This is a genomic window from Lentzea sp. NPDC036955 (genome assembly GCF_055608005.1).
On sequence record NZ_JBVJRC010000010.1, the window covers coordinates 187,898 to 202,979 of the forward strand.

A 15,082-nucleotide genomic window follows, 5' to 3' on the forward strand; every position below is an offset into this window, starting at 1 on the left:
GCATGCCCACCACCGGCAACCCGGTGCTGAACCTCAGCGTCTTCGCGGTGTTCGTCCTGATCACCCTCTACATCGTCTACCGCTTCAGCAGCCGCAACGTGACGGCGTCGGACTACTACGCCGCGGGCAGCTCGTTCACCGGCGCGCAGAACGGCGTGGCGCTGTCGGGCGACTTCCTGTCCGCCGCGTCGTTCCTCGGCATCTCCGGCGGCATCGCGGCGCACGGCTACGACGGCTTCCTGTACTCCGTCGGCTGGGTCGTCGCGTGGCTCGTCGGCCTGCTGCTGATCGCGGAGGGCCTGCGCAACACCGGCCGCTTCACCGTCGGCGACGTGCTGGCGTTCCGGATGCGGCAGCGCCCGGTCCGCGCGGCGGCGGCGAACGCGACGCTGGTGATCTCGTTCTTCTACATGATCGCGCAGATGGCGGGCGCGGGCGGCCTGATCGCGTTGCTGCTCAACGTGTCCTCGAAGTGGGGCCAGGCGCTGCTGATCGCGGTCGTCGGCATGGTCATGGTGCTCTACGTGCTGGTCGGCGGCATGAAGGGCACGACGTGGGTGCAGATCATCAAAGCCGTCCTGCTGCTGCTCTGCGTGACGCTGATGAGCGTCTTCCTGCTCGGCAAGTTCGGCTTCAGCCTGTCCGCGATCATGGAGCAGGCCACCGAGCACAACGAGCTCGGGGCGGCGGTGCTCGACCCCGGCGCCAAGTACGGCTTCAGCGCGATGTCCAAACTGGACTTCGTGTCACTGGCGCTGTCGCTGGTGCTCGGCATCGCGTCGCTGCCGCACGTGCTGATGCGCTTCTACACCGTGCCGAACGCCGCCGAGGCGCGCCGTTCCGTGGTGTGGGCGACCTGGACGATGGTCATCTTCTACCTGTGCACGCTGGTGATCGGCTTCGGCGCGATGGCACTGGTGGGCACCGACAAGATCGCCGCGGCACCGGGCGGTGAGAACTCGGCGGCGCCGCTGCTCGCGTTCGAGATCGGTGGCGCGGTGCTGCTCGGCATCGTGTCGGCCGTGGCGTTCGCGACGATCCTCGCGGTGGTCGCCGGTCTGACCCTCGCGGCGTCGGCCTCGTTCGCGCACGACGTGTACGCCAACGTGATCAAGCGCGGCAACGTGGAACCACGCCGCGAGATCAAGGTCGCCCGCCTCACCGCCGTGGTGGTCGGCGTGCTGTCGATCATCGGTGGCATCGCGGCGAACGGCCAGAACGTGGCGTTCCTGGTGTCGCTGGCACTGGCGCTGGCGGCGTCGGCGAACCTGTCGACGATCCTCTACACGATCTTCTGGCGGCGCTTCAACACCACCGGCACGCTGTGGAGCATCTACGGCGGCCTCGGGTCGTGCCTGGTGCTCATCATCTTCTCGCCGGTGATGTCCGGTGCGAAGACGTCGATCTTCCCGGACGTCGACTTCGCGTGGTTCCCGCTCGGCAACCCCGGCCTGGTGTCGATCCCGTTCTCGTTCCTGTGCGGGTTCTTGGCGACGATCTTCTCAAAGCGGGAGCCGGAGAACGCGGCACTGGCCGCGGAGATGGAAGTCCGCGCCATCTCCGGCATCGGCGCCCGCACCTGACCTTTTCCGGCGTCTGCAAGTACCACCAACTGGGAGTTGGTGGTACTTGCAGACGCCGGTCAGGCAGGGATGATGCCGGACTCGTGGGCGATGATCGCGGCCTGCACGCGGTTGCGGACGCCCAGCTGCCGGAAGATCGTGCTGACGTAGACCTTCACGGTGCCCTCCACGACGTGCAGGCGGGACGCGATCTCGGCGTTGGACAGGCCGGCACCGAGCAGGCCGAGCACCTCGCGTTCGCGGGCGGTGAGGACCTCGATGCGCTGCTGCGCCAGGGGGCGCGGGTGCGCGCGGGAGAGGCGGTCGACGACCCGCTTGGCCACCAGCGGCGACAGGTACGCGCCCCCGCTCGCGACCGCCCGCACACCGGCGATGATCTCCTGCGGGTCACCGGTCTTGAGCACGAACCCGGCCGCGCCCTCCCCCAGCGCCCTGCTGATGTACGCGTCGTCGGCGAACGTGGTCAGCACCAGCGTCTTCGTGCCGGGGTGGCACTCGCGGACCACCTTCGCCGCGTCCAGCCCGTCGAACACCGGCATGCGGATGTCGAGCACGGCCACGTCCGGCCGGTGGCGGGCCACGAGGTCGATCGCCTGGCTGCCGTTCTCCGCCTCCGCGACCACCTCGACGTCCCCCGCGGTCGCGAGCACGGCCTTCACGCCGAACCTGACCACCGGCTCGTCGTCCGCGAGCACGACCCTGATCAACCGCTCCTCCTCGCGAGCCACAGCTTGGACACGAGCCGATCATCCCGGAAGCACAGCTGGTGCAGGTCGTGGCGGTCGCCGTCGAACGGGTTGGGGTGCGTGCTGTAGTAGCGGCAGTCGGTGCCCGGCGGTGCGGTGACGCCGAGCGGGTTGTCGACGCGGGTGCGCAGCGGCAGGTCCAGGTCGTCCTCGCGCTGCCCCGGCTGGGCGCGGTCGAACTGCTGCGGGGTGAGCACGGACGTCGCCGCGTCGAACACCATGTAGCCCGGCACGCCGATCGCGATGCCCGCGCACACCACCGACGTGATCAGCACGGTTCGGCGGGCGGTCCGGCGGATCTCCTCCTCCGTGCGTTCGCGGCGCACGTGCGTGGGCGTGGTGCGGGCGCGCGGGCGTTCCGGGAGCTTCGCCCTGACCTCGAACCCGCCGTCGTCCGACGGGCCCGCCTCGAACCAGCCGCCGACGAGCGCGACCCGTTCGGCGAGGCCCACCAGGCCCTTGCCGCTGCCGACGGCCTGCGTCCGCGGCGCGGGACCGTTCGTGACGCGCAGCTCCAGGTTCGCGGTGAGGCGCACGCTGACGTCGGCGCCGGGGGCGTGCTTGATCACGTTCGTCAGCGCCTCGGCGACGACGCGGTGCACGGTCCGCGCGATGATCCCGTCCAGCGGCTCGGTGCGGTCGTTGACGAGCGCCACCCGCAGGCCGGAGCGGCTGACGACCTCCTCGACCGACGTGACCGGTTCGTCCGCGTCGGCGCGCAGCACCTGCATGACGTCCGCGAGGCGTTCCGCGGCGGCGGTGACGCTGGCCCGCGCGGTCCTGGCGGCCTCGCGTTGTTGTTGTGAGAGCGCCGGTTCCAGCTCCAGCGCACCGACGAGCAGTGCGGCTCTGGCCAGTTCGTGGCCCACGAGGTCGTGCATCTCACCGGCCAGGCGCGCGCGTTCGGCGTTACGTGCGTTCTCGGCGTCGCGTTCCAGCAACGCGGCGTGCTCCCAGCCGACCTCCTGCAGCTCGGCGTACCGGCGGCGGAACCGCCCGAACGCCCACGGCACCACGCCCAGGACGCCGATGCCGGACGTGACGGCGAGGGCGGTGTCGGAGCCACCGCGGTCGACCAGCGCCACGACCACACCGATGACCTCCGCGACGGTCAGCGTGATCGCGCCGACCCTCGGGTCACGCGCGTACCGGCCGGCGAAGAAGCTGGTGGCCGCGAGCGCCGGGGCCAGCGCGAGGACACCGGTGGCGCTGTCGAGCTCGACGCGCACGAGGTAGCAGACCAGCCACGCGCTGAGCGCCGAGCCCAGCGCGACAGCGGGTCTGCGGCGCACCGCGGCGAACGCCGCCGCGAGCACCGCGAGGTAGAGCAGGACCTCCCACCCGGCGAGGCGCCCGGCCCTGGTGGTCACGCCCGCCGCGACCACCGGCAGCGCCGCGCACACCCACAGGACCAGCCTCAGCCACACGGGGCCCATCATCCCAGCCGGCTCATCACCACGGTCGGCGCGTCGTCGGGCAGTGCCCGCCGCTTCGGCAGCACCCTGGTCAGCAGCACCGCGATCCCCCACGACACCAGCGCACCGAGGGTCAGCCCGGCCAGCACGTCGTGCACGTAGTGGACACCCACGACCACCCGCGACGCCGCCGCTGCCAGCGCGCACACCGCCGCGACCCAGCCCAGCGCGCGGTGCATGGCCCAGATCGCCATCGCCGCCGCACCCGCGATCACCGAGTGGTTGCTGGGGAACGACCAGTCGCCCACCTCGGGGCACTCCGCGAGCGACGGCCTGGTCCGGCACGGCCGGTCCTCGCGCACCAGCAGCTTGACCACCTCGCTGACCGCGTAGGCCAGCACCACCCCCGCTCCGGCCAGGACGGCCCGCAACCGGAAGCGGAACCACAGGAACGCGAACATCAGAGCGAACACACCGAGCACCGCGTCGGTACCCACAGTCAGCCAAGTCACCCGGTCGAACCTACGAAGCCCGGCGCCCGCGCACCTCTGGCGTTCGGAACCGGTGCACCTTAACTTTCGGCAGGGTGGCCGTCAGCGCGTCTGCGCCGCCATGCGCTCCACCAGGGCGAAGTACTCCGGCGGGTTGCCGGCGCCGTTGCGGCCGTCGACCAGCTCGCGCACGACGTCGCAGTGCCCGGCGTGGTGGGCGGTCTCCGAGACCACGCGGACCAGCAGGTGCCCGAACGTGGTCTGCCGCTTGTGCTCGGCCCACCACGGCACGGAGGCGGGTGCGTCCAGCGGCAGCGCGGCGATCGCCTCGTCGGTGTGGCGCCAGGCCGTGCGGTAGAGGTCGAGCAGGTACTCGCGGCTCTCGTCCGGTTTCGCCCACATGTCGGCGCCCTCCCAGATCGAACCGTCCTCGACCCACGGCAGCACGACCGGAGCGGGCCTGCCCACGCAGTCGCCGAGGTAGCCGAGCTCGATGCCGGCCAGGTGCTTGACGAGGCCGAGCAGGTTGGTGCCGCTGAGCACGAGCGGGCGGCGCACGTCGTACTCGGCCAGTCTGTCCAAAGAGGACACCACGGAGTCGCGGGTCTGCTGGAGGTAGTGGCGCAGGTCGTCGGCGATCATGCGACGAGTCTCGCAAAACCCGCCGGTGGGGCGCAGCGGGATGAGAGTGTCGGAGCGTGCAGAAACTCATCGTCGCCGCCGTCGTCGGCGTCTCGCTCGTCACCGCCGTCCCGGCCCACGCCGGCACCGCCCACCGCGTCGACGCCGCCGCGGGGTGGCTGGCCGCGCAGCTGGTGGACGGCGAGCGGCTGGAGACCGACTTCGGTGGCGTGAAGTACCCGGACCAGGGCCTGACGATCGACGCGGTGCTCGCGTTCTCGGCCGCCCGCTCGGCCGACGGCCACGCCGACCGGGCCATCGCGTGGCTCGCGAAGCCGGAGATCGCCGGTGCCTACCTCGGCACGGACGGCGAGGCGTACGCCGGTGCGCACGCCAAGCTCGCCGTCGCCGCACGGGTGAAGGGCAAGGACCCGCGGGCGTTCGCCGGGCGTGACCTGCTCGCCGGGCTCACGGCCTTGCAGGCGCCCTCCGGCCGCTACACCGACCGGTCGCAGTTCGGCGACTTCTCCAACGCGTTCACGCAGTCGTACGGGGTCATCGCGCTGAAGGACGGCAAGGCCGCCGGGTACCTCGCGGCGAGCCAGTGCCCCGACGGCGGGTTCCCGGTGGCGTTCGAGACCTCGCCGTGCGTCAGCGACGTGGACGCGACCGCGATCGTCGTCCAGGCCCTGCGCTCGACCGGCAGGCCCACCGGCAGCGCCCTGACGTGGCTGCGGGGCCGGCAGCAGGCCGACGGCGGGTTCCCGAGCGCCCAGTCCGGTTCCAACGCCAACAGCACGGGCCTCGCCGCCCAGGTGCTGTCCGGTCAGAGCGCGGCGAAGGCCCGCGCGTACCTGCGATCGCTGCAGGTCGGCTGCTCGGCACCGGTCGCGGACCGGGGCGCGATCGCGTTCGACGCGACCGGTTTCACCCCGGCGACGGCGACCCGTGCGACCGCCCAGGCCGTGCTCGGGCTGACCGGCGCGAACCTCGCCACGCTGCGCGGCGGCGGCCGGGACACGGCCGTGCGGCTGCACTGCCGATGAGTTTGCGGGCCCCGATCACCGGAAACCACCAGGGCATGACCGAACCCCAGCAGTTCACGACGCCCGAGGGCGGTGGCGAGCCCGTCGACGACGAGCCGGACGCGGTCGCGGTCGCGGCGGGCGAGGGCGGCCACGTCACCGCGCCCGAGGAGACCGCCATGCACGTCGAGGAGACCGAGGAGGGCGGCGGCCGGGTCGATCGCCCGGACGACGGTTACCTGAACCGGTGAACCACCGACGGTGACGACCACGTCACCGCCCTGTCGCTCGAACGCCGCTCAAGTTCCGCTTGAGCGGCGTTCGTCTAGGACACAAGCTGACCTCAAGTGGTCATAGAGTCCTTCGTGTCGGACAAACGAGCGAAGGACACAGGCGATGACCACCACCGAGATCCTCACCGGCGAGCGCGCGGACCTGCTCGAGAGCCTGCGGCAGCACCGCTGGTTCCTGACGTTCACCGCGCAGGGCCTCACCGACGAGCAGGCGGCGTCCAGCCCGACGGCCAGCGCGCTGTGCATCGGCGGCCTGATCAAGCACGTCGCGACGGTCGAGGAGAGCTGGGTCCGGTTCATCGAGCACGGCACGTCGGCCATGGAGGTCGACCACGAGTCGACGGACTACGAGAACCACGCCGCGAACTTCCGGATGGCGCCGGGCGAGACGCTGGAGGGCGTTCTGGCCCGCTACCAGGAGGTCGCGGCCTACACCGACCGACTCGTCGAGACGGTCGACCTCGACCTGACGCACGCGCTGCCCACGGCGCCGTGGTTCCCCGAGGGCGCGACCCGGTCGGCGCGGCGGGTGCTGGTGCACATCGTCGCCGAGACCGCGCAGCACGCCGGCCACGCGGACATCATCCGCGAGACCATCGACGGCCAGAAGACGATGGGCTGAGCACGACGGTCCGGGGGACGACGGTCCGGGCTCGCGGTCGGCGCCGCGGCCCGGAGGAGCTCGAGTTCGGGCGCACCCCGGCTACGCCTCCGGCGGGGAGAACGTCGAGAGGAACTGGTCGCGGAAGTCGCTCATCCGCGACACCGGTGCCGTCGCGCCCGGACGGAGCCCGTCGTCCCACCCCCACTCCCCGACCCGCTCCAGCACGGCCGGGTCCCTGGCGACGACCGTGACCGGCACGTCCTTCGAGGCGCCCTCACCGGTCACCACCTGCGCGGGCTGGTGGTCGCCGAGGAACACGAACACCAGGTCGTCATCGCCGTAGCGCTCCAGGTAGGACACGACCGACTCCAGCGAGTACGACACCGAGTGCGCGTAGTCGGCGCGCACCGCGGCCGGGTCGCGGCCGAAGATCGCCTCGGGCGGGTCGTCCGAGGCGGGCATGCCGGCGTAGACGGCGCCGTCGCCGAGGCGGTCCCAGTCGACGAAGTCCGGTGTGGGCGACCAGGGTGCGTGCGAGGACACCAGCGGGATCGCGGCCATCACCGGGCCCTGCCGCTTCCCGCGGACGTTGCGCTGGAACGACTCCAGCGTGAACTGGTCCGGTGTGGTCGCGTACCCGAAGCGCGGGCCGGTGTAGCCGAGGTCCTGCGCCGCGTAGACCTCGTCGTAGTGGAAGAAGCCGCCCTCCGGCCACGCCTGCGTGATGCCCGGCACGACGCCGGCCGAGTGCCACGACGCCTCGCGGAACGCGCGCGGCAGCGTGAGCCGGTCGCTCGCCACGAGGTTGCGGTAGCGCTGCTGGTTGTCGATCCACAGCCCGGACAGCAGCGTCGCCTGCGCCATCCAGCTGCCGCCGCCCGCGGTCGGCGAGGTCAGGTAGGCCGACTTCGCGGTGTACCCGCGGGCGTTCAGCCGTGCGCCGCCGTCGGCGAGCTTCGCGGCCACGTCGGGCAGGTCCAGCGCCGACTTGCCGTAGCTCTCCACGAAGGTGAACACGACGTCCTTGCCCTGCAACGCCGACAGCAGTCCCTGGCGGCCGCGGAACGCGTCGACCGCGGCCTCCCTCGCGAACACGTCCTGGTCGCGCAGCCCCGCCTGGAAGCGCCGCGCGTGGTCGGCCACCGAGGTCGCCGCCGCGTCGGAGTAGACCGGGACTCCCGGCACCGCAAGGGAAACGCACCCCACGACGGCCAGCGCGACGACCCGGACGACGACCGGGCGCCGTCCTGCGGCCACCGATCCCAGGCGCTGCACGGACATCGCGGCCAGCACCACGATCCCGGCGACCAGCGCGACCGCGAGCGCCACGGCCAGCACCGAGGCGAAGCGGCCGAACGTCACGTCCACGAAGTCGACCGCGGGCACCAGCAGCGGCCAGTCGAGCACGAGGTCGAACGGCCGGTACAGCACCGCGTCGAACCCGATGTCCATGACCTTCACGACGGTGAAGAGCCCCAGCGCCACACCGAGGACGAGCGCGGCGGGCCGACGGAACCGGTCCGGCAGCAGCACCAGCAGCAGCACGCCGACGAGACCTTCCAGCGGCACCCGCAGGAACGCCTCGACCGTGAACCTCTCCAGGTCGCTCGGTGCGATGAGCACGAACAACACGAACAGCCCCGCCAGCACCGTGGCCGTCCGCCGCAACACCGTCCGCACCGAGTTTCCCCTTTCCCTGCTCCTGGGTTAAACGCGGCGCGACCCCGGACCGGTTCAACTGCACTAGCATCGGATGCGTGACCCGCCCGCACGTTCTGCTCAGCGTGGCCGTCAGCCTCGACGGCCACATCGACGACCGCGGCACCGAGCGCTTCCCGCTTTCCAACGCCGAGGACTTCGACCACGTCGACCGGATGCGCGCGGAGTCGGACGCGGTCCTGGTCGGGGCCGAGACGTTGCGGCGCGACAACGCGCGACTGCTCGTCTACAGCGAGGAGCGGCGCGCGCGCAGGGTTGCCGGGGGAAAGCCGGAGTTCCCGTTGCGGGTGACCGTGACCAGGAGCGGCCGGCTGGACCCCGGGCTGCGCTTCTGGCACTGCGGCGGGGAGCGCCTGGTGTACTCGCAGGCCCCGGTCACCACGGTCGGACACCTGGCGGAGACGAAGACCTTCAGCGAACTCCCCGAGATCCTGGACGACCTCGGCGAACGCGGTGTGCGGAAGCTGATGGTCGAGGGCGGCACGAGCATCCACACGGCGTTCCTGAGCGCCGGGCTGGCCGACGAGGTCAGGGTGGCCGTCGCGCCGATGCTGATCGGGCAGGCGACGGCCCCGCGTTTCGTGAACCCCGCCGAGTTCCCCGGTGGACCGGCCCGCCGGTTCCACCTGGAGGACGTCGAGAAGGTCGGGGACGTCGCCGTGCTGCGCTACTTCCCGAAGGTCACTTCTTCTTCGCGAGGCTGAGCGCGCCGAGGACCTGCTCGCGGCGGTAGACCGCGATCACCAGCGCCCACACCATGAAGAGCAGCGGCATCTTCGCGTCGTCGAGGCCGCCGTTGGTCACGAGGAACACCTCGGTCAGCGCGGCGCCGGCCATGATGCCCGCCAGCGCGAGCGCCGCGAGGCCGCAGATGCGCGGGACCAGCAGACCGACCGCGGTGGCGATCTCCAGCACGCCGGTGAAGTACCGGAACCACTGGCCGAGGCCGATGTCGTCGAACTTCGCGACGAACTGGTCGGTGAACAGCGAGTAGCCGTTCAGGAAGAACTGCACGGCGAGCGCGATCTGCAAGATCCAGACGACGACGTTGCCGACCTTCGCCGCGGTGGAGGTCTGCTCAGACATGGCGGGATTCTCCCACCACGGCAGCGCCGTTGTGCCACAGCCAGAGCACATCGCGACCGAACGACCACACCAGCGACACCAGCGCGAGACCGACGAGCACGCCCGCGAACGGCAGCAGCCCCGACGCCGCCACGACGAGGACGATGCCCTGCACCGCCGCCACGACCTTGCGCGCGTAGCTGGCCGGAAGTGGCGCGTTGAGCCAACGGAACTTCCACGACGCGGCGACGAACGCGTACCGCATGAGCCCGATCGCGAGCACCCACGGACCCGTGTGGACGGCCACGTACGCGCTCAGCACCAGGATCAGGAACGCGTCGACCTCCATGTCGAACCGGGCGCCCAGCGCGGTCGACGTGCCCGTGCGGCGCGCGACCTGGCCGTCCACCCAGTCCAGCGACAACGCGACCGCCGCCAGCGCCACGACCAGCGCGACCGGCACGTCCTGCCCCGCGCGGTCGGCGACCAGCGCCGTGACCGCGCCGACCAGCAGGCCGCGCGCCAGCGTGACCCGGTCAGCGGGCCCGAGGGAGGCAATGCGGTGCCGTTGCACGCCATAGCCGAGGAACGCCCAGGTGGCGAACCCGTAGGCCAACCCTGCGGCCCACCCGAGCGGCCCGAGCCCGACCATCGCCGCCACGACCACCAGCAACGCGACCTGCGCCCCCGCCCACACCCCCGGTTCGAGGGGAACGTAGGACTCCCGCGTGCCCCTGAGGGGAACGCGGGGCCCCCGCGTGACAGCGGCGGAGGTGCGGGTGTGCTGGAGTGTGGTCATCAGTGGCCCCTAGCGCGGCGGAGGTGTTGTGAGTGACACGTACGGCGGATGCCTTTTGGCTCAATGAGTCCGGAAAAGGGGAGGTGCGGCAGGTCGAGCTGGCCGGACCGGGTCCGGGCGAGGTCGAGGTGCGCACGCTGTTCTCGGGGGTCAGCCGGGGCACGGAGACGCTCGTGCACCGCGGCGGGGTGCCGGAGAACCAGTACGCCACGATGCGGGCCCCCTTCCAGGACGGTGACTTCCCGTGGCCGGTCAAGTACGGGTACCTCAACGTGGGCGTCGTCGAACACGGACCGGCGGACCTGCGCGGGCGGACGGTGTTCTGCCTCTATCCACACCAGACCCGTTACGTGGTCCCGGAATCCGCGGTCACCCCGGTGCCGGACGGCGTTCCCGCCGCTCGCGCGGTGCTCGCGGGGACCGTGGAGACGGCCGTGAACGCCGTGTGGGACGCACGCCCGTTGATCGGCGACCGGATCGCGGTGGTCGGCGGTGGCATGGTCGGGTCGAGCATCGCGGCGGTGCTCGCGACGTTCCCCGGCGCGCGGGTCGAGCTCGTCGACGCCGACCCCGGCCGCGAGTCGGTCGCCCGGCGGCTCGGGGTCGGGTTCGCGCTGCCCGATGCCGCTCTCGACGGCTGCGACCTCGTCTTCCACGCGAGCGCGACGGAAACCGGGCTCACCACGGCGTTGAACCTGCTCGCACCGGAGGGCCGGGTGATCGAGCTGAGCTGGTACGGCGACCGGCGCGTCGCCGTGCCGCTGGGCGAGTTCTTCCACTCGAAGCGGCTCACGATCCGCAGCAGCCAGGTCGGCGTGGTCGGCCGGCCCGACCGGTCGTACGCCGAGCGCATGGCGCTCGCCCTGGACCTGCTCGCCGACGAGCGGTTCGACGCGCTGATCACGGGTTCCAGCGCGTTCGAGGAGCTGCCCGAGGTCATGCCGAAGCTGGCCGCCGGGGAGATTCCTGCGCTGTGCCACCGGATTGACTACGGTCGGGGCCATGTTCCCCAGTGACACCACCGCCGACGTCCGCGGGCAGCGCGTGGCCGTGCTCCCGGTCGGCAGCACCGAGCAGCACGGCCCGTTCCTGCCGCTGGCCACGGACGCGGTGATCGCCTGGACGATCGCGTCGAGGATCGCCGAGGCGTACGACGTCCGGCTGCTCGCGCCGGTCCAGTTCTCCTGCTCGCAGGAGCACGCCGACTGGCCGGGGACCGTCAGCATCTCCGCGCGCACGCTGGTGTCACTGGTCACGGACATCGCGGACTCGTTGCGGCACAACGGGGTGGAGCACCTCGTGCTGGTGAACGCGCACGGCGGCAACTACGTGCTGTCGAACGTGGTGCAGGAGTCGACCGGGATGGCGCTGTTCCCCGGCCGCGACGACTGGGCGTTCGCGCGGGAGAAGGCGGGCATCGAGACCTCGGCGTACAGCGACATGCACGCGGGTGAGCTGGAGACCTCGATCCTGTTGCACGCCCACCCCGATCTGGTCCGTCCCGGCTTCGAGTCCGCCGACCACCTCGCGGAGGACCGGCGGCACATGCTCACCCTGGGTCTGAGGCCGTACACGTCCTCCGGTGTCGTCGGGCGGCCGTCACTGGCCTCAGCGCGCAAGGGCGAGCTGGTGCTCGCGGGGCTGGTCGAGTCGTTCCGGCATCACCTCGACCTGGCCGACGGTCTTGCGCCGTGAGGTGAGCAGGACGACCGCGCCGGGCAGGCTCGCGACGAGGGCGAGCACGCCGTAGACGATGCCGGTGGTGAACCCCTGCTGGGCGCCCAGCCCGGCGGCGCCGAACGCCACCGCGAGGAACGCCTCGCGCGGGCCGAACCCGCCGATGTTGACCGGGATCGCCATCACCAGCAGCGCGACGACCACGACCGGCGCGAGCTGCGTGACCGTGGCGTCCGACCCGGCGGCGCGAGCGGCGACGAGGAACAGCGCGACGTACCCGGCGACCGCTCCGGCGGAGAGCACGACGACCGCGGGCCAGGTCTTGAGCGACAGCAGCCGGATGCCGTCCGCGAGCGTGTCGACCAGCACCCTCTTGACCGGTCCGACGTGCCAGCCGAGGACGGCGAGCACCGCCAGACCGGTGAGCACGACGGCGACCGTGGTCACGTCCGGTGCGAAGCCGAGGCCGGGGGCGGGGTGGGTGAGGAACACCGCGACCCCGATCCCGATCAGCACGAACTGGCCGGCGAACCGTTCGAAGAACACGGCGCGCACGCCCCGTCCCACGTCACCGGACGCGCGCCCGTGGTGCACCGCGCGGTGCACGTCGCCGAGCACGCCCGCGGGCAGCACGGCGTTGACGAGCTGGGCGCGGTAGTAGTCGCCGACCGCGGTCCGCACGGTCAGCGGCAGGCCGAGGCGGCGCGCGACGAGCACCCAGCGACCCGCGCTGAGCAGCGTCGTCGCGAACCCGATCGCGAGGGCTGCGGCGACGGAGAACGCGTCGATCGCGCGCAGCCCGTCGAGGAACGCCCCGGTGCCCAGGCGCAGGCCCAGCCCCACGAGGATCGCCACCGCCACCAGCAGGCGGAGCCACGGCCAGAAACGTTTCATCACACAGCTCCAGGTAGGGCCAGCAGGTCGACGTGGTGGACCACCGCGGAGGCCTCCGACCTGCGGCGCAGGTACTCGGACGCGGCCGGGGCGAGTGCGGGTTCCTGCTCGACCGCCGCAGCGACCCAGCCCCTGAGCCATTCCCGCTGCAGGGCGTCACCACGCGTGCGCCACGGGCTCTGCGCCGTCCGCACCACCGCCCCGAGCGCCGCGAACGCCTCCTGCGCGGCGGCCGGTGCGTCCGGCCCGAGCAGCGCGCGCCCGTCCACCACCCGCCGCTGGTGCGCGTTGAACGCGTCCTGGAAGGCGGCGTCGAGCGGCTCGGCCGGGTCGAACTCGACCCGGCCGGCCACCGAGAGCGTGAACAAGGCGGGCACATGTGCTCCTACGCAGGCCGCGGCCAGAGCGTTCACCTCGGCGGCGGTGAGCAGGTCGAGCAGCGCGGAGCAGGTGACCAGGTCGGCACCCGCGAGGTCGGCGGCGGTGAGCGCGGTGAGGTCGCCCTCCCGCGTCTCGGCGGTGACGTTCTCGACGGCGTTCATGCTCGCCCGCGCAAGGCCGAGCAGCCGGGGGTCGCGGTCGTGCAGCACCCAGTGCTGCTGCACGCCGCCGAGCTTCCCGGCGAGCCACCGGCCCATCGATCCCGTTCCACACCCCAGGTCACGGATCGTCAGCGGGGTTCGGTTCACCCGAGTTCCGCGGAACACGTCCACGAGCTCCGTCGAACGTGCGCGTGCGTCGGCGGTTTCCCGCAGTGCCAGCCATTCCGGCGCGAAGGTCATGGCCGCAGACTAGCCAGCACCCTCCGCAGGCCCTGCGCAGATTCGTCCCAAGTGGACAGATGAGCCCTTCTGGACCGCGCCCTGCGCCGGAGCTCCGCGCGGAACCGGTGATCTTCGAACCAGCGCGTCAGTGCAGCTGCGAAGGCGTTTTCGTCTCCCGGCGGGAGGAGCAGCCCGCCGGTGCCGAGCGCGTCCGGGACGGCGCTCGCGATGACCGGCAGGCCGTGCGCGAGGGCCTCGGTGACGACCATGCCCCAGGTCTCGTTCCTGCTCGCCAGCACGAACAGGTCGGCGTTGACGTAGGCGCTGGTCAGCGCCTCGCCGGTGAGCGGTCCGGGGAAGCTGACGCGGTCGTCGCGCGGGATCTGGTGCAGGAACGGGCGGTGCGGGCCCACACACGTCAGCCGCCAGTCGTGGTTCGTCCTCTGCAACGCTCTGACCAGGACGTCCTGGCCCTTGCGCGGTGTGATCGACGCGACGCAGAGCAGGTTCGTCTTGCCGTCCGTGCCGGTGGCCGGCGGCGCCGGGTCCGTGCCCGGGACGACGACGTGGACGTGCTCCAGCCCATGCCTGGTCTTGATGTCACGCGCCGCCGTCGGACTGGTCGCGATGACAGCTGCGGCGGCGCGCAGGACCTGTCGTTCCCGCTCGTTCAGGTCGTGCGCGGTCATCGGGTCGAGACCGGTCTCATCGGCCAACGGCAGGTGCACGAGCACGGCGAGCCGCAGCCGCCGTGCGTGCGGCACGACCACTTCGGGCACACCGCAGCTCACCAGTCCGTCGAGGAGGACCACCTCCCCGTCCGGAACGCCCGCAAGCGCTTGCTCAAGCGCTCCGCTGTCACGCGGACGCGGCCAGTCACCAGCGACGGCAATCTTGTGCAGGCCGTCGCCGACCCGGAGGTCGTAGACGTTGCCGCCGCTGGGACTGCCCGGATCGGCGACGTCAGCCGGCAGTACGAAGTGCACGTTCGTAGCTCGCCCACGCCACGTGCGACTCGTGGAGTGTGACGGTGATCCCATCGATGCCGTGAGCGCCCTCACCGAGCGCCCCCGCCGCGATGGCGTCGGCGAGCTGGTCGGCGATGTGCTTCGCGAGCCACTCCGTCGACGTGTTGATGCCCGCGAACTGCGGTTCTTCGTCGAGGTTGCGGTAGTTGAACGCGGCCAGGACCTTGCCCAGCTCCTGGGTGGCGAGTCCGATGTCGACGACGATGTTGTCGGCGTCGAGCTCAGCCCGTTTGAACGTTGCGTCCACCAGGAACGTTGCTCCGTGCAGACGTTGTGCCGGACCGAAGACCTCGCCGCGGAAGCTGTGGGCGATCATCACGTGATCGCGGACGGTGATGCTGAACAGGATGACCTCCGC

At 71.6% G+C, this 15,082-nt stretch carries 18 protein-coding genes; 7 read left to right on the forward strand and 11 right to left on the reverse strand.

The features are described 5' to 3' along the window. The first annotated feature begins 2 nt into the window (after nucleotides 1–2). Nucleotides 3–1,583 carry a solute symporter family protein gene (locus tag ACZ7CF_RS32500; RefSeq protein WP_360398033.1) on the forward strand — a complete coding sequence of 527 codons (1,581 nt, stop codon included), beginning with the start codon at nucleotides 3–5 and terminating at the stop codon, nucleotides 1,581–1,583. A 59-nt stretch (nucleotides 1,584–1,642) separates the two neighbouring features. On the opposite strand, the gene ACZ7CF_RS32505 is transcribed toward ACZ7CF_RS32500, so the two are convergent. From ACZ7CF_RS32505 to ACZ7CF_RS32520, 4 genes are all read right to left on the reverse strand, one after another. After that, nucleotides 1,643–2,290, reverse strand: coding sequence for a response regulator transcription factor (locus ACZ7CF_RS32505; protein ID WP_360398031.1), 648 nt, complete (start codon nucleotides 2,288–2,290; stop codon nucleotides 1,643–1,645). After that, nucleotides 2,287–3,756: a sensor histidine kinase gene (locus tag ACZ7CF_RS32510; protein WP_360398029.1), complete on the reverse strand. Its 1,470-nt coding sequence runs from the start codon at nucleotides 3,754–3,756 to the stop codon at nucleotides 2,287–2,289. Before ACZ7CF_RS32510 ends, ACZ7CF_RS32505 begins: the two co-directional genes overlap by 4 nt. 8 nt (nucleotides 3,757–3,764) lie before the next feature. Continuing rightward, on the reverse strand, nucleotides 3,765–4,256 hold the full coding sequence (locus ACZ7CF_RS32515; RefSeq protein ID WP_470371365.1) for a phosphatase PAP2 family protein: 492 nt from the start codon (nucleotides 4,254–4,256) through the stop codon (nucleotides 3,765–3,767). Nucleotides 4,257–4,337: 81 nt separating this feature from the next. Further along, the gene (locus ACZ7CF_RS32520; RefSeq protein ID WP_470371366.1) at nucleotides 4,338–4,877 is read right to left on the reverse strand and encodes a DinB family protein; all 540 of its coding nucleotides are present in this window, start codon (nucleotides 4,875–4,877) and stop codon (nucleotides 4,338–4,340) included. Between the two features lie 56 nt (nucleotides 4,878–4,933). On the opposite strand from ACZ7CF_RS32520, the gene ACZ7CF_RS32525 reads away from it, so the two are divergent. The 3 genes from ACZ7CF_RS32525 to ACZ7CF_RS32535 all read left to right on the forward strand — a co-directional run bounded on the left by ACZ7CF_RS32525 (nucleotide 4,934) and on the right by ACZ7CF_RS32535 (nucleotide 6,796). Next, nucleotides 4,934–5,902 (forward strand): peptidase, encoded by a 969-nt coding sequence (locus tag ACZ7CF_RS32525; RefSeq protein ID WP_470371367.1) that lies wholly within the window; start codon nucleotides 4,934–4,936, stop codon nucleotides 5,900–5,902. A 35-nt stretch (nucleotides 5,903–5,937) separates the two neighbouring features. Further along, nucleotides 5,938–6,132 carry a hypothetical protein gene (locus ACZ7CF_RS32530; protein WP_458434166.1) on the forward strand — a complete coding sequence of 65 codons (195 nt, stop codon included), beginning with the start codon at nucleotides 5,938–5,940 and terminating at the stop codon, nucleotides 6,130–6,132. Between the two features lie 145 nt (nucleotides 6,133–6,277). Beyond that, nucleotides 6,278–6,796 carry a DinB family protein gene (locus ACZ7CF_RS32535; protein ID WP_360398020.1) on the forward strand — a complete coding sequence of 173 codons (519 nt, stop codon included), beginning with the start codon at nucleotides 6,278–6,280 and terminating at the stop codon, nucleotides 6,794–6,796. Between the two features lie 81 nt (nucleotides 6,797–6,877). Here the strand turns inward: ACZ7CF_RS32535 and ACZ7CF_RS32540 are convergent, their stop codons facing one another. Then, complete coding sequence (locus tag ACZ7CF_RS32540; protein ID WP_470371368.1) at nucleotides 6,878–8,458, reverse strand: sulfatase-like hydrolase/transferase; 1,581 nt, start codon at nucleotides 8,456–8,458, stop codon at nucleotides 6,878–6,880. A 77-nt stretch (nucleotides 8,459–8,535) separates the two neighbouring features. Here ACZ7CF_RS32540 and ACZ7CF_RS32545 point away from each other — a divergent pair, with 77 nt between their 5' ends. Beyond that, complete coding sequence (locus ACZ7CF_RS32545; RefSeq protein ID WP_470371369.1) at nucleotides 8,536–9,201, forward strand: RibD family protein; 666 nt, start codon at nucleotides 8,536–8,538, stop codon at nucleotides 9,199–9,201. Here the strand turns inward: ACZ7CF_RS32545 and ACZ7CF_RS32550 are convergent. Together ACZ7CF_RS32550 and ACZ7CF_RS32555 are read right to left on the reverse strand one after the other, a co-directional pair. After that, complete coding sequence (locus tag ACZ7CF_RS32550) at nucleotides 9,179–9,583, reverse strand: DoxX family protein (RefSeq protein WP_360398014.1); 405 nt, start codon at nucleotides 9,581–9,583, stop codon at nucleotides 9,179–9,181. The genes ACZ7CF_RS32545 and ACZ7CF_RS32550 overlap by 23 nt on opposite strands. Next, a complete protein-coding gene (locus tag ACZ7CF_RS32555) occupies nucleotides 9,576–10,361 on the reverse strand; it encodes a CDP-alcohol phosphatidyltransferase family protein (protein WP_470371370.1) in 786 nt (261 codons plus the stop codon). The genes ACZ7CF_RS32550 and ACZ7CF_RS32555 overlap by 8 nt, the downstream gene beginning before the upstream one ends. 32 nt (nucleotides 10,362–10,393) lie before the next feature. Between ACZ7CF_RS32555 and ACZ7CF_RS32560 the strand changes: the two genes are divergently transcribed. Then, complete coding sequence (locus ACZ7CF_RS32560; RefSeq protein ID WP_470371371.1) at nucleotides 10,394–11,377, forward strand: zinc-dependent alcohol dehydrogenase; 984 nt, start codon at nucleotides 10,394–10,396, stop codon at nucleotides 11,375–11,377. Beyond that, nucleotides 11,364–12,056: a creatininase family protein gene (locus ACZ7CF_RS32565; RefSeq protein ID WP_360398010.1), complete on the forward strand. Its 693-nt coding sequence runs from the start codon at nucleotides 11,364–11,366 to the stop codon at nucleotides 12,054–12,056. Before ACZ7CF_RS32560 ends, ACZ7CF_RS32565 begins: the two co-directional genes overlap by 14 nt. Here the strand turns inward: ACZ7CF_RS32565 and ACZ7CF_RS32570 are convergent. From ACZ7CF_RS32570 to ACZ7CF_RS32585, 4 genes are read right to left on the reverse strand one after another with little or no spacing between them, the layout of a single operon-like run. Beyond that, nucleotides 11,970–12,932, reverse strand: coding sequence for a lysylphosphatidylglycerol synthase transmembrane domain-containing protein (locus ACZ7CF_RS32570; RefSeq protein ID WP_470371372.1), 963 nt, complete (start codon nucleotides 12,930–12,932; stop codon nucleotides 11,970–11,972). The genes ACZ7CF_RS32565 and ACZ7CF_RS32570 overlap by 87 nt on opposite strands. Continuing rightward, nucleotides 12,932–13,714, reverse strand: coding sequence for a class I SAM-dependent methyltransferase (locus tag ACZ7CF_RS32575; protein WP_470371373.1), 783 nt, complete (start codon nucleotides 13,712–13,714; stop codon nucleotides 12,932–12,934). Before ACZ7CF_RS32575 ends, ACZ7CF_RS32570 begins: the two co-directional genes overlap by 1 nt. Next, nucleotides 13,711–14,682, reverse strand: coding sequence for a glycosyltransferase family 4 protein (locus ACZ7CF_RS32580; RefSeq protein WP_360398004.1), 972 nt, complete (start codon nucleotides 14,680–14,682; stop codon nucleotides 13,711–13,713). Before ACZ7CF_RS32580 ends, ACZ7CF_RS32575 begins: the two co-directional genes overlap by 4 nt. Continuing rightward, nucleotides 14,660–15,070, reverse strand: a complete 411-nt coding sequence (locus tag ACZ7CF_RS32585) for a 6-pyruvoyl trahydropterin synthase family protein (RefSeq protein WP_360398258.1) — start codon at nucleotides 15,068–15,070, stop codon at nucleotides 14,660–14,662. Before ACZ7CF_RS32585 ends, ACZ7CF_RS32580 begins: the two co-directional genes overlap by 23 nt. Nucleotides 15,071–15,082: the final 12 nt, after the last annotated feature.

What these genes read in the sequence shown, in the direction of transcription:
- ACZ7CF_RS32530 (WP_458434166.1), top strand. Translation starts at nt 5,938, where the DNA reads ATGACCGAACCCCAGCAGTTCACGACGCCCGAGGGCGGTGGCGAGCCC.
- ACZ7CF_RS32565 (WP_360398010.1), top strand. Translation starts at nt 11,364, where the DNA reads ATGTTCCCCAGTGACACCACCGCCGACGTCCGCGGGCAGCGCGTGGCC.
- ACZ7CF_RS32555 (WP_470371370.1), bottom strand. Translation starts at nt 10,361, where the DNA reads ATGACCACACTCCAGCACACCCGCACCTCCGCCGCTGTCACGCGGGGG.
- ACZ7CF_RS32570 (WP_470371372.1), bottom strand. Translation starts at nt 12,932, where the DNA reads ATGAAACGTTTCTGGCCGTGGCTCCGCCTGCTGGTGGCGGTGGCGATC.
- ACZ7CF_RS32535 (WP_360398020.1), top strand. Translation starts at nt 6,278, where the DNA reads ATGACCACCACCGAGATCCTCACCGGCGAGCGCGCGGACCTGCTCGAG.
- ACZ7CF_RS32550 (WP_360398014.1), bottom strand. Translation starts at nt 9,583, where the DNA reads ATGTCTGAGCAGACCTCCACCGCGGCGAAGGTCGGCAACGTCGTCGTC.
- ACZ7CF_RS32575 (WP_470371373.1), bottom strand. Translation starts at nt 13,714, where the DNA reads ATGACCTTCGCGCCGGAATGGCTGGCACTGCGGGAAACCGCCGACGCA.
- ACZ7CF_RS32500 (WP_360398033.1), top strand. Translation starts at nt 3, where the DNA reads ATGCCCACCACCGGCAACCCGGTGCTGAACCTCAGCGTCTTCGCGGTG.
- ACZ7CF_RS32520 (WP_470371366.1), bottom strand. Translation starts at nt 4,877, where the DNA reads ATGATCGCCGACGACCTGCGCCACTACCTCCAGCAGACCCGCGACTCC.